Below are 17,986 nucleotides of genomic sequence, written 5' to 3' on the forward strand. Positions count from 1 at the left end.
AGCCGTTTTTTATACCGTTTAATTGTTACAGCGCTCTAGGCAAACACTTCAGTTTCAGGCATATAATTTGCTTAAGTTTGGCGCCTCGGCGCCCTGTAGTGGATGGCGCATAGCGCCGGCGAATAAGGTGTTAAGCCCCTGCCATGAAACCATCGCTAGTCTTGAGAATGGGCCAGCAGCTGACGATGACACCGCAGCTGCAACAGGCCATCCGCCTGCTCCAATTGTCGACCCTGGATCTGCAACAGGAAATCCAGGAGGCTCTGGAATCCAACCCGATGCTCGAACGCCAGGAAGAAGGCGAGGACTTCGACAACTCCGATCCACTGGCCGACAACGTCGAGCAAAAGCCCAACACTGAAATTCAGGAGCCCTCTTACCAGGAGGCCGCGCCGACGGTGGATAACCTCGACGACGGCGAATGGAGCGAGCGCATCCCCAACGAGCTGCCGGTCGACACGGCCTGGGAAGACGTTTACCAGACCAGCGCCAGCAGCCTGCCGAGCAGCGACGATGACGAGTGGGACTTCACCACCCGAACTTCCGTCGGCGAAAGCCTGCAAAGCCACCTGCTGTGGCAATTGAACCTCGCACCGATGTCCGACACCGATCGCCTGATCGCGGTGACCCTGATCGATTGCATCAACAATCAGGGCTATCTGGACGAAACCCTCGAAGAAATCCTCGACGCTTTCGATCCAGAACTCGACATCGAACTGGACGAGATCGAAGCCGTCCTGCACCGCATCCAGCAGTTCGAACCCGCGGGCATCGGCGCACGCAATCTCAGCGAATGCCTGCTGCTGCAACTGCGTCAGTTGTCGGCCAAGACACCCTGGCTGGCAGAAGCCAAGCGGTTGGTCAGCGACTACATCGATCTGCTCGGCAGCCGCGATTACAGCCAACTGATGCGGCGCATGAAACTCAAGGAAGACGAGCTGCGCCAGGTCATCGAACTGGTGCAGAGCCTCAATCCGCGGCCAGGCTCGCAGATCGAGTCCACCGAAGCCGAATACGTCATACCTGACGTTATTGTGCGCAAGGACAACGACCGCTGGCTGGTCGAGCTGAACCAGGAATCGGTACCGCGCCTGCGCGTCAACGCGCAGTACGCCGGTTTCGTAAAACGCGCCGACACCAGCGCCGACAACACCTTCATGCGCAATCAGCTGCAGGAAGCGCGCTGGTTCATCAAAAGCTTGCAGAGCCGCAACGAAACCCTGATGAAGGTCGCTACGCAGATCGTCGAGCATCAACGCGGTTTTCTCGAGTATGGCGACGAAGCCATGAAACCGCTGGTCCTGCATGACATCGCCGAAGCGGTGGGCATGCACGAATCGACGATTTCCCGGGTGACCACACAAAAATTCATGCATACCCCGCGCGGTATTTATGAGCTGAAATACTTTTTCTCCAGCCACGTCAGTACCTCCGAGGGCGGCGAATGCTCGTCCACGGCGATCCGCGCGATCATCAAGAAACTGGTTGCTGCGGAAAATCAGAAAAAGCCGTTGAGTGACAGCAAGATCGCTGGTTTACTGGAGGCACAAGGCATTCAGGTGGCTCGCCGCACCGTCGCCAAGTATCGCGAATCCCTCGGAATCGCGCCTTCGAGCGAACGCAAGCGGTTGATGTAAGCCACGTTACAGCGTTCCAGTGGCAGGCTTTTCGGCCTGCCGCTTTATGCACTGGCAACGAAGGAGAAGCTGTATGCAAGTCAACATCAGTGGACACCAACTGGAAGTGACCCAACCTCTGCGTTCCTACATCGAGGAAAAACTCCAACGACTGGAGCGACATTTCGACAAGATCACCAACGTGCAAGTCACGATGTGTGTCGAAAAGCTGAAGCAGAAAATCGAAGCCACCTTGCATATTCCCGGCAGTGAAGTGGTCGCCAACGCAGAAGATACCGACATGTATGCTGCGATCGACTCACTCACCGACAAGCTGGATCGCCAACTCAAAAAGCATAAGGAAAAGACCCAGAGCCTCCTCCAGGGCGCGACCGGTCGTTAACACCCTCATCCATGATCCGACTTGAAACCATCCTGACCCCCGGCCGCTCCCAAGTGAACGCGCCGGGCGGCAGCAAGAAAAAAGCCCTCGAACAGATTGCCAACCTGATCCACCGCGAAGTGCCGGATCTGGCGATGCAGGATGTTTTCGAGGCGTTGGTCGCCCGTGAAAAACTCGGTTCCACCGGTTTTGGCAACGGCATCGCCATCCCCCACTGCCGCCTTAAGGGCTGCGCAGGGCCAGTCAGCGCCCTGCTGCACCTCGAAGCCCCGATTGATTTCGACGCCATCGATGGAGCCCCGGTCGACCTGCTGTTCGTGTTGCTGGTCCCGGAAGCCGCCACCGATGCGCACCTGGAACTGCTGCGCCAGATCGCCAGCATGCTCGATCGCAAGGAAGTGCGTGAAAAACTGCGCAGCGCACCAAGCAACGAAGCCTTGTACCAGGTCGTACTGGACGAGCAGAACGGGCATTAATCATGCGCTTGATCATCGTCAGTGGCCGCTCAGGCTCGGGCAAGAGTACCGCGCTGAATGTCCTTGAGGACAACGGCTACTACTGCATCGACAATCTGCCCGCCGGCTTGCTGCCGGAACTGGCCGAACGTGCGCTGATTCACACCGAACTCGCGCAACCGCTGGTAGCCGTTTCGATCGATGCGCGCAACTTGCCCAGTCATCTGTCACGATTTCCGGAACTGCTCGAAGACGCGCGCAGCAAGCACATCCAGTGTGATGTGCTGTACCTGGATGCGGACGAAGAAACCCTGCTCAAGCGTTTTTCCGAAACCCGCCGCCGCCATCCACTGAGCAACGCCAATCGCTCACTGGCCGAAGCGATCCACGATGAAAGCGCCCTGCTCGGCCCGATCGCCGACCTGGCTGATCTGAAGATCAACACCACCCACCTCAACCTGTACCAGTTGCGCGACACGCTCAAGTTGCGCCTGCTGAACCAGCCTGAGCCGGGCACGGCGTTTCTCGTCGAATCGTTCGGTTTCAAGCGCGGCATGCCGGTGGATGCGGATTTGGTCTTCGACGTTCGCTGCCTGCCCAACCCCTATTGGAAGCCGGAATTACGTGAGCAGTCTGGTCTCGACGCGCCGGTGGCGGAGTACCTGGCGGAACAGCCGGACGTCGAAGAAATGTATCAGGACATCTACGCCTACCTGCACAAGTGGCTGCCGCGCTTTGCTGCGAGCAACCGCGCCTATGTGACCGTCGCCATTGGCTGTACCGGCGGGCATCACCGCTCCGTCTACCTGACCGAACGTCTGGGTCAGGCGCTGCAGAAAACCTTGAAAAACGTCCAGGTTCGCCACCGCGACCTCACCTAAAGGATCCACACCGCGATGCCTGCTCGTGAAATCGAAATCATCAACAAACTCGGTTTGCATGCCCGAGCGTCGGCAAAATTTGTCGGCGTGGCGGGCAAGTTTCCGGATACTACGATCAGAGTAGGCCGCACCCCCGAGACAGTGGTCGATGGCAAAAGCATCATGGCAATGATGATGCTCGCGGCAGGCAAGGGCACCAAAATCCATTTGAGTACCGAAGGCGAACAAGCCGAGGAAGCCATGGACGCCTTGGTAGCGCTGATCAACAACTATTTCGATGAAGGCGGCTGATCTTTGCCAGATGAGGGCGCTCGCTCCCTCCGCCCCGCTTAACCCAACGCCGTATCCATCACCATCATCAGGCAAAACCCGATCAGCAAACCAAGGCTCGCGAGTTTGTCATGGCCATGGCGTCGCGACTCGGGAATTACTTCGTGAGTCACCACCAGCAACATCGCCCCAGCCGCCAGTGCCAGTCCCAATGGCAACAACACCTGCGCCAGACTGACCAGCCATGCACATAACAGCGCAAACACCGGTTCGACCAGACCAGACGCAGCACCGATCAAAAACGCCTTGACCCGCGACATCCCCGCACCGGCCAATACCAACGCAATCACCAGACCTTCCGGCACATCCTGCAAAGCGATGCCCATGGCCAGGCTGTCCGCATCCGGCATACCGCCACCGGCAGAAACGCCGACGGCCATGCCTTCCGGAATGTTGTGGGCAATGATGGCGAACACGAACAGCCAGATCCGCGGCGGGATCACCGGACGTTCGAGGGTGCCAACCAGCATTTCCGGGGAAGCGCCAGAAACCTTGCGATCGACCAGATACAGGCCCAACGCGCCGAGCAGAATGCCGAAGCAGATCAGGCCACTGGCGCCCCAAGGTGTCAGACCGAGACTCTCGGCCGCCGCGATGCCCGGCACGATCAGCGAAAACGCGGTCGCCGCCAGCATCACCCCGGCACCAAAACCCAGCAAGGTATCGCTGAGCGCCTGCGGCATGCGCCGGATGATCAGCACCGGCACCGCGCCGAGCGCCGTGCCAAGCGCGCAGAGAGCACCGCCCTGAAGTGCACGCAACAGGCGCGGTTCCAGATTCAGCCACTGCAGCCCGTGAGCGACCAGCAAGGTCATCCCCGCCAACAGCAACAGCGATCCCACTGCGTAACGAAACATACGCCCGCTGCCAGTCGCCAGTGTTTCAGTGCCCATAGTCAGCCCTGGATTTGTTTTTATAGAGGGGTTAAACCAGTGCGGCCTGATAGCGCGCCGCGACTTCAGGCCAATTGATCACGTTGTAGAACGCATTGATGTATTCCGGGCGGCGGTTCTGGTAGCGCAGGTAGTAGGCGTGCTCCCAGACATCGAGACCGAGAATCGGCGTGTTGCCGTTCATCAGCGGGCTGTCCTGATTGCCGCTGCTCTCAACGAGCAATTTTTTCTCCGGGGTGACGCTGAGCCACGCCCAGCCACTGCCAAAACGGGTCAGCGCGGCTTTGGTGAACGCTTCCTTGAAACTGTCGAGGCCACCCAGTTGCTCATCGATTGCCCTGGCCAGCGCGCCATCCGGTTTGCCACCACCGCCTGGCACCATGACTTCCCAGAACAGCGAGTGGTTGGCGTGACCGCCGCCCTGATTGATCACCGCCGCCCGCATTTCTTCCGGGAGTTGCTGCACGCTGGCGACCAGTTTCTCCACCGGCCACTCGGCATACTCCGTACCTTCTACGGCAGCGTTGAGGTTGTTGATGTAAGTCTGGTGATGCTTGGTGTAGTGGATTTCCATGGTTTGCGCATCGATGTGCGGTTCCAGGGCATCGTAGGCGTAAGGCAGGGCAGGCAAGGTAAAAGCCATTTCAATGAACTCCATAGTGGTGTGAAACAGGCGCGCGGCGGGCATTGCCGGTATGCGGGTGCAGCAGGCGTTGGGTGCGCGGGTATTCGCCGTGTTCGCTGATGAAATTCAGCAGCTCGACGTAGGTCTCGCTGCTCTGACGCAATGCTGCTTCCCGCAGGGCCGGGCGCAGCCGCTCGTCCTGCATGGTCTGCAACAGCCGCTGATGGATGGCGCACAGGTATTCGGCGCTCTCCTCGGGCTGATTCAGGCGCAGATGCAGATCCGCGAGGTTGTGGTGGGAGATGACGCAGGCCGCCACCGCTTCGTCGGGGTCCGCCCAGCGCTCGAACAGCACTTGCGCCAAGGCCAGGGCTTGCAGGTAAGCCTCACGGGCGTCGATCAATTCGCCGAGCATGAAGCAGCGATTGGCCCGTTCGATCGTGCGTTTCCAGTGCTCCATGGTGAACCTCCAAAGCGATTGCGGGGTTTACACGCCGCCGGCGGTGAGCTTTCAGGGTTTAAGTAGCTCTTCCAACGGATAGATGGGATTGATTATTAAATGATAATAAGACGCAACACAAGCGTGTCAGCCATGGAGATGCTCGCTCTCACAAGGGGGCTGTGGCGAGAGCAATAAAAAAGGCGCGTCATCCAGTGCGGATGACGCGCCTTTTCGCTCAGCGGACCGGGGTTTAGCTGCCCGCGACGGTCATCCGCTCGATCAACACCGAACCGGTGCGAATGTTGCTGCGCAGCTCCAGATCATTACCAACGGCAACGATCTGCTTGAACATATCGCGCATGTTGCCGGCGATGGTCACTTCCTGCACGGCGAACTGAATCTCGCCGTTCTCGACCCAGAAACCGGCCGCACCACGCGAATAGTCGCCGGTGACCATGTTCAGACCATGGCCCATCAACTCGGTAACCAGTAGCCCACGGCCCATGCGTTTCAACAGCGCCGCCTGATCTTCGTCGCCATGGGTGACGAACAGGTTGTGCACGCCACCCGCGTTCGCCGTGCTCGGCATACCCAGTTTACGGCCGGAATAAGTACCGAGAATGTAGGAGACCAATTCGCCGTTCTCGACGAACGGTTTGGCGTAGGTCGCCAGACCGTCACCGTCATACGAAGCGCTGCCCATGGCGCGCATCAGATGCGGACGCTCGTCGATGGTCATCCACTCCGGGAACAGCTTCTGGCCCAGCGTGCCTTCAAGGAACGACGATTTGCGATACAGACTGCCGCCGGACACCGCCGAGAGGAAGCTGCCGAACAAGCCCCCAGCCAGCTCGGCGGAAAACAGCACCGGCACTTCACAGGTCGGCACCGGACGCGCGCCGAGACGGCTCGCCGCCCGTTGCGCGGCTTTTTGGCCGATGCTCACCGGATCGGCCAGCAGCGTGCCCTGGCGATTGACGTCATACCAGTAATCACGCTGCATCTGCCCGTCGGCTTCAGCAATCATCACGCAACTGAGGCTGTGTCGGGTCGATGCGTAGCCACCAATGAAACCGTGGCTGTTACCGTACACGCGACAGCCCTGATGGGTGCTGAGGGTGGTGCCGTCGGCGTTCTTGATACGTGCGTCGGCATCGAATGCCGCCGCTTCACACAGCAAGGCCTTCTCGATCGCTTGCTCCGGGGTGATATCCCATTCGTGGAACAGATCGAAATCGTGCTGTTCCTTGGCCATCAGCGCTGCATCGGCAAGGCCCGAGGCTTCGTCTTCGGAGGTGTGTTTGGCAATCGCCAGCGCCGCTGCGACGGTCTCGCGAATAGCGTCCGGGCCGGTCGCCGAGGTGCTGGCCGAGCCCTTGCGCTGGCCGACGTACAAGGTGATGCCAAAGCCCTGGTCACGATTGAACTCGACCGTTTCGACTTCACGCTGGCGCACCGATGTCGACAAACCCTGTTCCAGCGACACCGCGACTTCGCAGGCACTGGCCCCCTGACGCTTGGCTTCGGCGATGATCTGCTCGACCTGTTCCTGCAGTGCCGGCAATGCCTGCGGGCCGACGCTTTGAACTGCACTCATGCTCATCTCCACTCAAATTCTGCTTTCGGCTGGGGCCATCGAGCGACCGGGCCGGACAAGCGGCCCCCGACTGGTTATCATGGCGGCGTTTCTTTGCGGACTGCCACCATGGTTGATTCTTACGACGACTCCCTCGATACGGGAGAAAAAAGCAAATCTCAGGTCAAACGCGAGCTGCATGCTCTGGTTGACCTCGGCGAGCGCCTGACCACACTCAAGCCTGACTTGATCGCAAAACTGCCATTGACCGACGCCCTGCGCCGGGCGCTGGCCGATGCGCCCAAGCACACCGCGAACATCGCGCGTAAACGGCACCTGCAGTTCATCGGCAAACTGATGCGCGATCAGGACACCGACGCGATTCTGACCTTGCTCGATCAACTCGATGCCTCGACCCGTCAGTACAACGAGCGTTTCCACAATCTCGAACGCTGGCGCGACCGCCTGATCGGCGGCGATGACGCCGTGCTGGAGAAATTCGTCGTCGAGTACCCGGACGCCGATCGCCAGCAATTGCGTTCCCTGATCCGTCAGGCTCAGCACGAGGTTGCGCAAAACAAACCTCCTGCTTCCAGCCGCAAGATCTTCAAGTACATCCGTGAGCTGGACGAAACTCAACGCGGCCTGCGCTGATCTTCGCCACCGGGTGGCCGCCCTGCGCGCCACCCGAAGCTCCACCCCTTCTTATGCGCCCGTGCCACCGACGGTGATCGCATCGATTTTCAGCGTCGGCTGGCCCACACCCACCGGCACCGACTGCCCATCCTTGCCGCACGTGCCGACCCCGCTGTCCAGCGCCAGATCGTTACCGACCATCGACACCCGGCTCATCGCCTCGGGACCGTTGCCGATCAACGTCGCGCCTTTGACCGGCGCGGTGATCTTGCCGTCCTCGATCAGATACGCCTCGCTGGTGGAAAACACGAACTTGCCGCTGGTGATGTCGACCTGACCGCCGCCGAGATTGGCGCAGTAGATGCCTTTTTCACCGAAGCGATGATTTCCGCCGGATCGCTTTCGCCGCCGAGCATGTAGGTGTTGGTCATGCGTGGCATCGGCAGATGCGCGTAGGACTCGCGACGGCCGTTACCGGTGCGGGCCACACCCATCAGACGCGCGTTGAGCTTGTCCTGCATGTAACCCTTGAGCACGCCGTTTTCGATCAGCGTGGTGCACTCGGTCGGCGTGCCTTCGTCGTCGACACTCAGCGATCCGCGGCGGCCGCTCAAGGTGCCGTCGTCGACGATGGTGCAGAGTTTCGACGCAACCATCTCGCCCATGCGTCCGCTGTAGGCCGAACTGCCCTTGCGGTTGAAATCGCCTTCCAGACCGTGACCGACCGCCTCGTGCAGCAACACCCCGGACCAGCCCGAGCCCAGCACCACGGGCAGCGTGCCGGCCGGTGCCGGAATCGCTTCCAGGTTAACCAGCGCCTGACGCAGTGCCTCGCGGGCGTAACCCATGGCGCGGTCTTCGGCGAGGAAATAGCGGTAGTCGGTACGCCCGCCACCGCCATGCCCGCCGCGCTCGCGACGGCCATTCTGCTCAACAATGACGCTAACGTTGAAGCGCACCAGCGGGCGCACATCGGCGGCCAGGCCACCGTCAGTGGACGCTACCAGAATCCGTTCCCAGACCCCGGCCATGCTCACGCTGACCTGCTGGATACGCGGGTCGAGGGCGCGCGTGGCGACGTCGATACGCTTGAGCAACTCGACTTTCTCGGCGCGGCTGAGCACTTCCAGCGGGTTGTCCGGCGCGTACAGTTGCGCCACATCCTGGGTGCTGAACGCCTGCACCGTGCCGTTCTGCCCGGCACGGGAGATCGAACGCGCCGCACGGGCAGCGGCGCCGAGGGCTTCGAGGGTGATCGCGTTGCTGTAAGCGAAACCGGTTTTTTCCCCGGACTGCGCACGTACGCCGACACCCTGGTCGAGGTTGAAGCTGCCTTCCTTGACGATGCCGTCTTCCAGCGCCCAGGACTCGGAAATCTGGCCCTGGAAATACAGATCGGCGGCATCGATGCCGGGGCCGGCGAGATCGCCGAGCACGCCTTGCAGGCTCTCGATCGTCACGCCGCCGGGCGCCAACAGGTGATCACTGACAGAGGACAACAACTCGCTCATGGGTTTACGCCTTAAATTCGTGTTCTGAAGCAGGCCGCTGAGCGCCCTGCGAGAAAAACCGCCGATGATTCGTCACCGGCATGCGCGCCCGGATGGACGCTTGTTCATTGATGTCGCGTTCGGCCAACAACACCGCTTCGCCTTGATCCTGACTGGCCAGCACACGGCCCCACGGGTCGACGATCGCGGCATGGCCGAAGGTTTCTCGCGGCCCCGGGTGAGTCCCGCCCTGCGCAGCCGCCAATACGTAACACTGGGTCTCGATGGCCCGCGCGCGAATCAGAACGTCCCAATGCGCCGCGCCAGTCACCGCGGTGAACGCCGACGGCGCGCTGATCAACTCGGCACCGGCCGCACGCAATTCGCTGTACAACTCGGGAAACCGCAGGTCGTAACACACCGTCAGACCGAGCCGGCCCACTGGCGTGTCAGCCACCACCACATTGCTGCCATAAGCATAGTCATCGGATTCGCGGTAACGCCCGCGATTGTCCGCCACATCGACATCGAACAGGTGCAGCTTGTCGTAGCGGGCAACGATTTCGCCCTGATCATTGATCAGCAGCGAGCAGGCATGGGCCCTGGCAGTCGGCTGATCCGCCGGCGGCAACGGCAACGTGCCGGCCACTATCCATAAGGTGAGGTCGCGGGCGGTCTGTTTCAACCATGGCAGGATCGGCCCTTCGCCCAGCGCTTCGGCGCGACCGATATCAGCGACATCGCGACGGCCCATCGCAGCGAAGTTCTCCGGCAGCACCGCCAGCTTCGCGCCGCCGGCCGCGGCCTGTTCGAGCAGGCGCCGGGCCTGAGCCAGATTGGCCAGCACGTCGCTCTGGCTGACCATTTGAATCACCGCTAAAGACATGGCGAACTCCCAACGAGGTATCTGGCCATGCTACTCCATCGCTCCAAGGCCGGGCCGCTCAAAAAGGCTTGTCGAAAGTGATTTTCGGCTCTTTCCATGGACCTTTGACCGTGTATTTGACACTGGCGAAGCGCGCCACACGGTCCCCGATCAGCTTGTCGATCAAGAACAAGGCGCCACCGACTGCCGGTGCGCCGACGAGCAACGCGGCAATCGGCAGGTTGTTGGTCACCGGCAAGGTCACCAGCAATTTCGCATCGACCTTGTCGTCAACCAGATCGAGGGTGCCGTCCAGTTCAAGATTGCTCGACGGGCCGGTCAGGCGAATCGGCTCACGGGTCACATACACGCCGTTGTTTGCCACCAGCAGGCCTTTGACCCGGTCATAGCTCAAGCCCTTGCCGAACAGGTCGGAAAAGTCCAGGCGTAAGCGGCGGCCGATCGAGTTGAAGTTGAGCAGACCGAACACACGCAAGGCCTGCGCGCCGCCCTCCACTTCGACAAACTGGCCCTTGTTCAACGAAGCATCCAGTGTCCCGGAGAAACGCTTGGTCGCCAGCCAGGCCGGCGAACCCGGCCAACGGCCGTCGACGTCCATATGGAATTCTTCGCTGGTTACGCTCGGCGCGAAACCCCAACCCTTGAGCACGTCGGCGAGGTTCTTGCCGCCGATACGCCCCTTGTACCAACTGCTGGTCGAACCCGGCGTGCCTTCCCAGCCACCGTTGCCTTGCAGCAGGATGCCCTTGAGGCCCATGTCGAGGTTGTTGAGAGCGATGCCTTTGGCGGTGGGACGGATTTTCAGCGACCAGCCACCGACCAGATCGGGGCCGAGGAATAGCTGGTTGAGGGTAATATCCAGCGCCGGAATTTTCGTCGGATCGACTGAAGCCAGTGGATCGGGCGCATTTTCGTCAGCCTGCACTGCCGGGTCCGGCGCCGGCAGTTTCACGTATTGCAAGTTGACCGCGATCGGCACGCCTTTGGCGTCCGGCAGGCTCGCCGTGCCTTTGGCCTGCTGGCTGTCGAGGGCCAGATTCCACGCGGCGGGTTTGCGATTGAGCTGTACCGATGCCTGATCCAGCGTCGTGCCCATTGCGGTGAGCTTGCCGACCTTGAAGTCCGCGCTGTTGAGCAATTGCTTGGCGCTGCCGCCCGGATCCTGCCCGGCGTACTGGTTGACCAGATTCTGCCAGGGCGCAACGTCCAGCTCCGACAACACACCGCGAATGCGCAAGCCTTTGGCGCCCGGCAGCACCGCTTCGCCGGCACCGAGGAACAATTCCCCACGGCCCTCGGCAAAATTGCTCGGCGGCGCCGCGAAGGTGAAGTTGGCCAATTGATCGTAATTGACCCAGTAACGCCGCTCCTGCCCCTGCAAGGTCATGCGAAATACCGTGTCACGACCGACATCGGCAGCCATGCCGAACGGCGCCGGCAGATCCACCGCCACGCCTTTGAGATTCGAGCTGACCATCAACTGACTGTCGACGCCGTCCAGATTCAACTGCAACTGATAGGGAATCGTCCCCGACACTGGCAACGGCTGGGTCACGCCCAGCCAGTCAGTGAGTTTCTTGACTTCGACCTGCCCCGTCGCAGCGACCCGAGTCTTGAGCTTGCCCGGGCTGCCATCGGCGAAAATCTGCGCGGTGACGGGTTTGTCGAAGGCACGCGCGGCGATGTTCTGCCCGCTCAGGCCTTTGGCGCTGTCGAAGCGGAAGTCGCCCTTGAGCTGCGTCAGTTCCAGTTTCGGCTCGGCCAGTTTCAAGCGGGCATTGGCGGTCTTGAAGTCGACGAGGACTTTTGGTTGCTCGCCCTTGGCCAGCGGTACGTCGAGTTTGAGCTTGCCGGTGAGATCACCCGCGCCTTCCCAACCGGCAAACGTATCGGCGGTGCCGATCGGCGCTTCCTGGAGGATTTTCAGCCCGTCGCCCAAGCCGCCGGCAAACGCGCCATCGAGCAACAGGTGGGGGTTTTGCCCGGCCGGTACATGGAGAATATTGACGAAGACATCGCTTACCTGAGTGTCCAGCAATTGGCCCTTGTCGGCCCAGATCCGCACGCCACTGTCCTCGATGAACACATCGCCACTGACCTTCTTCACATGCGGCCAGCCCGGCTGAAAGGCCAGTTCGGCGTCGTGCACCTTGAAGAACAGGCTGATGCTGCGATCGGCATCCCCGGCATTCTTGCTCAGCGAGCCCTGATACTGGAAAAAGCCCTGATCGACCGCGCCTTTGAGAATGGCCGTGCGCAGCCATTCATCGAGCGCCGGGCTGAGCACTGCCGGCAGATATTTAGCGGTGTAACGACCATCGCCCTCGACCAGACCGACGCGCAGGTCCATGTAGTCTTCCTGGCTGTGGTCGAAGTGCAGGCGAATCAGGAAGTCGCCGGCGATCTTGCCCTCCTCGCCCAGCACCTTCAGGTACGGCGCGATCAGGGTGAAGCCGTCCTTGTCGAGTTTCCAGGTCAACCGGGCGTTGGCTTGCAGGTATTGCCAGGGCTTGGCGAAGATCGGGTCGAGGTGCAGGACAAAGTCCTTGCTGTCCAGGCGCAACTCGCCGCCGTCGAGATTGCCGCTCAGGCTACCGCTGACATTTCGTGCCGCCGGTGCGCCGTGATAGGCATCGAAGCCGACGTTATCCAGATTGGCGGCAAAGCCGAATTTGGTTCCGTCGGTGGCATTCGGGTGGAAGTCCAGCAGGACATTGCGCAAGCCGCCGGTGACCTTGAGCCGCTCGACCACCGTGGCGAAACTCTGCGGCAGCGGCCCCAGCGCGTTGAGCAGCGGTGTGATCGGCGTCAGGTCGAGGCGATCAGCCTGCAAATGCCAGAGCTCTTCGACCTTGTCGTTCGCGCGGGTCTGCTGCACCTGCACGCGCGATTCCCAGCGGGTTTCGCCGAAGCTCATCGCCAGCGAATCGAGAATGACGCTCGCGCCCTCGGCGCTGTTGCGGTAATAGGCATTGAGCGCCAGATTGTTGATCTGGATTGGTTTGCGCTCGGCGTAGGCGCCGGTGATTTGCGGAGCATTGAGGCGCAACGCCGCGCTTTGCAGGGTGCCCTCGGCCCAGTTCACCCAAAGTTCGCCGCCGGCCTTGATCTCGGAAAAATTCCATTGCTGGGTCAGGCGTTCCGGCAGCCACTTCGACCAGTCGCTCTGCGGCAGGCTGGCGTAACCGTCGACCGTGCTGTTCTGCCATTGCTCCGGACGCAGCCGCGTGCGCAGGTTCAACGCCACAGGCTGGCCGTCGGGCAAGGTCAGGCGTGCGTCGAGACGCTGGCGACTGGCGCCGGTTTTCAGATTGATCCCGACGTAGGTCAGGGTCATTGGCGGGTGATCGAGCGGCTGCAGCGTGACCTGGCTGTCGAGAATCGACAATTGCTGGATCATCTGCGAACGCTGGAACAGTTGCGCGGCGTCGAACGGCTGATCGTTCTGCACTGGCAGGCCTTCCAGCGCCCACTTGCCGTCTTCGCCTTCCTTGAGGCTGATCTTCAAGCCATTGAATTCAAGATGCGCAATGCGCACTTCGCGGGCGAGCAGACTGGCCCACAGATCCGGCACCGCGCGTACACGGTCCAGACGCAGCGCGTTGGCGCCGCTGCCGACCATCACGTCATGCGCCAGCAGGATCGGCGCAAAACCGCTCCAGTTGCCCTCCAGCTCGCCGATCTGCAACGGCATGCCGAGGGCAGTACTGGCCTTGTCTTCGATATCGGTACGGTATTCGGCCACGAGCGGGGTCAGTTCGCGGCCGAGACTGACATACAACGCCATCAACACCAGAACCAACGCGCACAGGCCCAGCCCCCACCGGGTGAGTGCGGCCAGAATGCGGGTCAGACGCTCCATGTCAGGTGGCTCCCATGGCGAAAATACTGCGAAAAGCTGAGGCCAGCCGCGGTGGATTAAAGGTGATGCAGGGGTTCAGAGCAGCACCACGTCGTATTGTTCCTGGGAATACATGGTTTCCACCTGGAAGCGTATGGTGCGGCCGATAAACCCTTCAAGCTCGGCGACGTTACCGGATTCTTCATCGAGCAGGCGATCAACCACCTTCTGATTGGCCAGCACCCGATAACCCTCGGCCTGATAGGCACGGGCTTCACGCAGGATCTCGCGGAAGATCTCGTAACAGATGGTTTCGGCGGTTTTCAGCTTGCCCCGGCCCTGGCAACTGCTGCACGGCTCGCAGAGCACTTGCTCGAGGCTTTCGCGGGTACGCTTGCGGGTCATCTGCACCAGGCCCAACTCGGTGATCCCGATGATGTTGGTCTTGGCGTGATCACGCTCCAGCTGCTTTTCCAGCGTACGCAGCACCTGACGCTGATGCTCTTCATCTTCCATGTCAATGAAATCGATGATGATGATCCCGCCGAGATTGCGCAGGCGCAGTTGCCGGGCAATCGCGGTCGCCGCTTCGAGGTTGGTCTTGAAAATGGTTTCTTCAAGGTTGCGATGACCAACGAACGCCCCGGTGTTGACGTCGATGGTAGTCATGGCTTCCGCCGGATCGACCACCAGATAGCCGCCGGATTTCAGCGGCACCTTGCGCTCGAGGGCTTTCTGGATTTCGTCTTCGACGCCATACAGGTCGAAAATCGGTCGTTCGCCCGGATAATGCTCCAGACGATCAGCGATTTCCGGCATCAGTTCAGCGACGAACTGCGTGGTTTTCTGAAAGGTTTCCCGGGAATCGATACGGATCTTCTCGATTTTCGGGTTGACCAGATCGCGCAGCGTGCGCAGCGCCAGGCCGAGGTCTTCGTAAATTACCTTGGGCGCAGCGATGGTTTTGATCTGTTCGTTGATCTGATCCCACAAACGCCGCAGGTAACGGATGTCCATGAGGATTTCATCAGCACCGGCGCCTTCGGCTGCAGTACGCAGAATAAAGCCACCCGCTTCCTTGATACCTTCTTTGGCCACGCAATCGCTGACCACCTGCTTGAGACGTTCACGCTCGGCTTCGTCTTCGATTTTCAGCGAAATACCGACGTGGGCCGTGCGTGGCATGTACACCAGATAGCGCGACGGTATCGACAGTTGCGTGGTCAGGCGTGCGCCCTTGGAACCGATCGGGTCCTTGGTCACTTGCACCACCAGGCTCTGGCCTTCGTGCACCAGCGAACTGATGCTCTCGACCGCCGGGCCTTCGCGCAGGGAAATTTCTGCGGCGTGAATGAACGCCGCACGGTCCAGACCAATATCGACGAACGCCGCCTGCATGCCCGGCAATACGCGCACGATCTTGCCTTTATAGATGTTGCCGACGATCCCGCGCTTTTGCGTGCGCTCAACATGGACTTCTTGCAGCACACCGTTTTCGACCACCGCCACGCGCGACTCCATCGGCGTGATGTTGATCAGAATCTCTTCACTCATGGCAGGATCTCGTTCAGGCATGTTCACGATAATGGCCGCATCTGGATGGGTACGACGCTTATGGCGCGTTCAGGTTTTGCCAACAGGGTATGCCGAAATGGCCCAATACCTCGCAGGTTTCGCAAACGGGCAAGCCGACCACGGCCGAGTAGCTGCCATTGAGGCTGGCAACGAACACCCCGCCGAGGCCTTGAATGCCATAACCGCCGGCCTTGTCCTGGGGTTCACCGCTGGCCCAGTAGGCGGCGGCTTCCTCGCGGCTGATCGGGCGAAAGCGCACCAGACTGCGCACCACCCGCGACTCGCAGCGTTCGCCTTCGAGCACGGCGATGGCCGTCAGCACTTCATGCTCCCTGCCAGACAACATCATCAGCATGGCGCATGCGTCGGCTTCGTCCACCGGTTTGCCAAGAATTTTGCCGTCAAGCACCACCGCGGTGTCGGCGCCCAACACGCAGTAGCCCTGAGCGGACACGACGCTGCGGCGCCCGGCGTCAGCCTTGCCGCGCGCGAGGCGTTCGACATAGGCCGAGGGCGATTCTTCAAGTAAAGGAGTTTCGTCGATGTCCGCGCTGATGGCGGTGAACGCTACGCCGATCTGCGTGAGCAATTCACGCCGGCGTGGCGATCCGGAGGCGAGGTAAAGCAGCTTCATCAAAACATCTCCCTGTTCAGTGCCCTGCTTCACCGGCTCAATAGATTCTGTAACGTCGGCACAATCCGCGTAAGGCGAAACTGACCCACGGCCAGAGCAAGGCACTGACCAACGCCGGCAAGACCAGGGCGAGAGTTGGCTGACGGTTGCCGGTCAAGGCGCTGAGCCACAGTTGAGCCAATTGCGCGAGACCGAAAATCACCAGGATCACCAGGCACTGCTGCCACATCGGAAACATGCGCAGACGCTGCTGCAACGACAGCACCAGAAAGGTGATCAGCGTCAGGATCAACGCGTTCTGCCCCAGCAGGTCGCCTTGCAGCACGTCTTCGGCCAGGCCCAGACAGAACGCCGTAACCATGCCGACCGTGTGCGGCATGTACAGCGCCCAGAACGTCACCAGCAGGGCCAGCCAGAGCGGACGCAGGATTTCCATGAAAATCGGTAGCGGCGATACGCTGAGCAGGATGCCGATGACGAACGTTAGCCAGATCATCCAGCCATTCCCCGAAGCTTTGGCCCCGACCATTATTCTCGTCCCCCGGTGGTGGCTGGCGGTTTCGCCGGTGGCTTTGTCGCTGCCGGTGGTTTGGCGGCGGCCGGCGGTTTAGTCGCAGCAGGCTTGGCAGGCGTGGCAGCAGGCGTGGCTGCGGGTGCCGCCGCTTCGCTGGCAGGCGCAGCAGCCGGGGTCGCCGGCGTCGCCATGATCAGAGGCTTGGGTACGTTGACCGGCATCATCGGACCGCCACCGTGGGCATCGAGCTGCTCCTGGGCCTGAGCGGCTTCGTTGGCGCGTTCTTCGGCGGTGCGGCTGTCGCTGAACACCAGCAGCAGGTAGCGGCTGCGATTCAACGCGGCGGTCGGCACGGCGCGGACGATGGCGAACGGCTGGCCGGAATCGTGGATGACTTCCTTCACCGTGGCCACCGGGTAACCGGCCGGGAAACGCTGGCCGAGACCGGAGCTGACCAGCAGATCGCCTTCCTTGATATCCGCGGTGTCGGCGACATGGCGCAGTTCCAGACGCTCCGGATTGCCGGTGCCGCTGGCAATCGCGCGCAGACCGTTACGGTTGACCTGGACGGGAATGCTGTGGGTGGTGTCGGTCAACAGCAATACACGCGAGGTGTAAGGCATCAATTCGACCACCTGGCCCATCAGCCCGCGGGCATCGAGCACCGGCTGACCGAGGACCACGCCATCGCGCTCACCTTTATTGATGATGATGCGATGGGTGAAGGGGTTGGGGTCCATGCCGATCAGCTCGGCCACTTCGACCTTTTCATTGACCAGCGCGGAGGAATTGAGCAACTCGCGTAGCCGAACGTTCTGCTCGGTCAGGGCGGCAAGCTTTTGCATGCGCCCCTGCAACAGCAGGTTTTCGGTCTTGAGTTTTTCGTTTTCAGCGACAAGCTCGGTACGGCTGCCGAACTGACTGGCGACCCCGTCCCACAATCTGCCGGGCAGGTCAGTGATCCAGTAGGCATCCATCAGCACCAGCGACGCTTGTTTGCGCGCGGGCTTGAGCAGGTCGAAACGCGCATCGACCACCATCAGCGCGACCGCGAGCACGGCCAGCACCAACAGGCGCACGCCCAACGAAGGGCCTTTGGTGAAAAGCGGTTTAATAAGCCGCTCCTCCCAGGCAAATGTTCTGTTTATTCATACGGCATCAAACCGGCCTGGATGAAGACTGACAGAAG

The 17,986-nt window shown here is 61.0% G+C and carries 16 protein-coding genes and 1 pseudogene; 6 read left to right on the forward strand and 11 right to left on the reverse strand.

Going from position 1 to position 17,986, the window contains the following annotated elements; all coding sequences use genetic code 11:
* Positions 1–143 precede the first annotated feature (143 nt).
* The 5 genes from M0746_RS21280 (at position 144) to M0746_RS21300 (ending at position 3,646) form a co-directional block, all read left to right on the forward strand.
* Positions 144–1,637: an RNA polymerase factor sigma-54 gene (locus M0746_RS21280; RefSeq protein WP_258450494.1), complete on the forward strand. Its 1,494-nt coding sequence runs from the start codon at positions 144–146 to the stop codon at positions 1,635–1,637.
* A 73-nt stretch (positions 1,638–1,710) separates the two neighbouring features.
* Positions 1,711–2,019 (forward strand): ribosome hibernation-promoting factor, HPF/YfiA family, encoded by a 309-nt coding sequence (hpf, locus tag M0746_RS21285; protein ID WP_007912419.1) that lies wholly within the window; start codon positions 1,711–1,713, stop codon positions 2,017–2,019.
* Between the two features lie 11 nt (positions 2,020–2,030).
* Positions 2,031–2,495, forward strand: coding sequence for a PTS IIA-like nitrogen regulatory protein PtsN (gene ptsN, locus M0746_RS21290; RefSeq protein ID WP_090281779.1), 465 nt, complete (start codon positions 2,031–2,033; stop codon positions 2,493–2,495).
* A 2-nt stretch (positions 2,496–2,497) separates the two neighbouring features.
* Positions 2,498–3,355: an RNase adapter RapZ gene (gene rapZ / locus M0746_RS21295; protein WP_208938731.1), complete on the forward strand. Its 858-nt coding sequence runs from the start codon at positions 2,498–2,500 to the stop codon at positions 3,353–3,355.
* 15 nt (positions 3,356–3,370) lie between these two features.
* Positions 3,371–3,646, forward strand: a complete 276-nt coding sequence (locus tag M0746_RS21300) for an HPr family phosphocarrier protein (protein WP_208938732.1) — start codon at positions 3,371–3,373, stop codon at positions 3,644–3,646.
* Positions 3,647–3,684: 38 nt separating this feature from the next.
* Here M0746_RS21300 and M0746_RS21305 read toward each other — a convergent pair whose 3' ends face one another.
* The 4 genes from M0746_RS21305 to pmbA form a co-directional block, all read right to left on the reverse strand.
* Complete coding sequence (locus M0746_RS21305; RefSeq protein WP_258450495.1) at positions 3,685–4,578, reverse strand: ZIP family metal transporter; 894 nt, start codon at positions 4,576–4,578, stop codon at positions 3,685–3,687.
* Positions 4,579–4,609: 31 nt separating this feature from the next.
* Entirely contained in the window at positions 4,610–5,221 is a 612-nt protein-coding gene (locus M0746_RS21310) for a superoxide dismutase (protein ID WP_258450496.1), read from the reverse strand.
* 1 nt (position 5,222) lies between these two features.
* On the reverse strand, positions 5,223–5,663 hold the full coding sequence (locus M0746_RS21315; protein WP_258450497.1) for a hypothetical protein: 441 nt from the start codon (positions 5,661–5,663) through the stop codon (positions 5,223–5,225).
* 232 nt (positions 5,664–5,895) lie between these two features.
* The gene (gene pmbA / locus M0746_RS21320) at positions 5,896–7,242 is read right to left on the reverse strand and encodes a metalloprotease PmbA (RefSeq protein WP_446731280.1); all 1,347 of its coding nucleotides are present in this window, start codon (positions 7,240–7,242) and stop codon (positions 5,896–5,898) included.
* A gap of 108 nt (positions 7,243–7,350) precedes the next feature.
* Between pmbA and yjgA the strand changes: the two genes are divergently transcribed.
* Positions 7,351–7,875, forward strand: a complete 525-nt coding sequence (gene yjgA, locus M0746_RS21325) for a ribosome biogenesis factor YjgA (protein ID WP_090281772.1) — start codon at positions 7,351–7,353, stop codon at positions 7,873–7,875.
* Between the two features lie 51 nt (positions 7,876–7,926).
* Here yjgA and tldD read toward each other — a convergent pair.
* From tldD to mreC, 7 genes and pseudogenes are all read right to left on the reverse strand, one after another.
* A pseudogene (gene tldD, locus M0746_RS21330) lies at positions 7,927–9,368 on the reverse strand (metalloprotease TldD).
* A gap of 4 nt (positions 9,369–9,372) precedes the next feature.
* Positions 9,373–10,233 carry a carbon-nitrogen hydrolase family protein gene (locus M0746_RS21335; RefSeq protein ID WP_258450498.1) on the reverse strand — a complete coding sequence of 287 codons (861 nt, stop codon included), beginning with the start codon at positions 10,231–10,233 and terminating at the stop codon, positions 9,373–9,375.
* Positions 10,234–10,291: 58 nt separating this feature from the next.
* Positions 10,292–14,095 (reverse strand): YhdP family protein, encoded by a 3,804-nt coding sequence (locus tag M0746_RS21340; RefSeq protein ID WP_258450499.1) that lies wholly within the window; start codon positions 14,093–14,095, stop codon positions 10,292–10,294.
* A 75-nt stretch (positions 14,096–14,170) separates the two neighbouring features.
* Positions 14,171–15,628: a ribonuclease G gene (gene rng, locus M0746_RS21345; protein ID WP_208938739.1), complete on the reverse strand. Its 1,458-nt coding sequence runs from the start codon at positions 15,626–15,628 to the stop codon at positions 14,171–14,173.
* A 58-nt stretch (positions 15,629–15,686) separates the two neighbouring features.
* On the reverse strand, positions 15,687–16,283 hold the full coding sequence (locus M0746_RS21350) for a Maf family protein (protein ID WP_258450500.1): 597 nt from the start codon (positions 16,281–16,283) through the stop codon (positions 15,687–15,689).
* 37 nt (positions 16,284–16,320) lie between these two features.
* Positions 16,321–16,812 carry a rod shape-determining protein MreD gene (mreD, locus tag M0746_RS21355; RefSeq protein ID WP_090281766.1) on the reverse strand — a complete coding sequence of 164 codons (492 nt, stop codon included), beginning with the start codon at positions 16,810–16,812 and terminating at the stop codon, positions 16,321–16,323.
* Positions 16,812–17,912 carry a rod shape-determining protein MreC gene (mreC, locus tag M0746_RS21360; RefSeq protein ID WP_258451513.1) on the reverse strand — a complete coding sequence of 367 codons (1,101 nt, stop codon included), beginning with the start codon at positions 17,910–17,912 and terminating at the stop codon, positions 16,812–16,814. Before mreC ends, mreD begins: the two co-directional genes overlap by 1 nt.
* Between the last annotated feature and the right edge of the window lie 74 nt (positions 17,913–17,986).

The sequence above is a fragment of the Pseudomonas sp. S11P7 genome (assembly GCF_023195435.1).
Lineage (GTDB): Bacteria > Pseudomonadota > Gammaproteobacteria > Pseudomonadales > Pseudomonadaceae > Aquipseudomonas > Aquipseudomonas fluorescens_G.

Coding starts and splice junctions, on each gene's coding strand:
- M0746_RS21280 (WP_258450494.1), top strand. CDS start 144: ATGAAACCATCGCTAGTCTTGAGAATGGGCCAGCAGCTGACGATGACA.
- hpf (WP_007912419.1), top strand. CDS start 1,711: ATGCAAGTCAACATCAGTGGACACCAACTGGAAGTGACCCAACCTCTG.
- ptsN (WP_090281779.1), top strand. CDS start 2,031: ATGATCCGACTTGAAACCATCCTGACCCCCGGCCGCTCCCAAGTGAAC.
- rapZ (WP_208938731.1), top strand. CDS start 2,498: ATGCGCTTGATCATCGTCAGTGGCCGCTCAGGCTCGGGCAAGAGTACC.
- M0746_RS21300 (WP_208938732.1), top strand. CDS start 3,371: ATGCCTGCTCGTGAAATCGAAATCATCAACAAACTCGGTTTGCATGCC.
- M0746_RS21305 (WP_258450495.1), bottom strand. CDS start 4,578: ATGGGCACTGAAACACTGGCGACTGGCAGCGGGCGTATGTTTCGTTAC.
- M0746_RS21310 (WP_258450496.1), bottom strand. CDS start 5,221: ATGGCTTTTACCTTGCCTGCCCTGCCTTACGCCTACGATGCCCTGGAA.
- M0746_RS21315 (WP_258450497.1), bottom strand. CDS start 5,663: ATGGAGCACTGGAAACGCACGATCGAACGGGCCAATCGCTGCTTCATG.
- pmbA (WP_446731280.1), bottom strand. CDS start 7,242: ATGAGTGCAGTTCAAAGCGTCGGCCCGCAGGCATTGCCGGCACTGCAG.
- yjgA (WP_090281772.1), top strand. CDS start 7,351: ATGGTTGATTCTTACGACGACTCCCTCGATACGGGAGAAAAAAGCAAA.
- M0746_RS21335 (WP_258450498.1), bottom strand. CDS start 10,233: ATGTCTTTAGCGGTGATTCAAATGGTCAGCCAGAGCGACGTGCTGGCC.
- M0746_RS21340 (WP_258450499.1), bottom strand. CDS start 14,095: ATGGAGCGTCTGACCCGCATTCTGGCCGCACTCACCCGGTGGGGGCTG.
- rng (WP_208938739.1), bottom strand. CDS start 15,628: ATGAGTGAAGAGATTCTGATCAACATCACGCCGATGGAGTCGCGCGTG.
- M0746_RS21350 (WP_258450500.1), bottom strand. CDS start 16,283: ATGAAGCTGCTTTACCTCGCCTCCGGATCGCCACGCCGGCGTGAATTG.
- mreD (WP_090281766.1), bottom strand. CDS start 16,812: ATGGTCGGGGCCAAAGCTTCGGGGAATGGCTGGATGATCTGGCTAACG.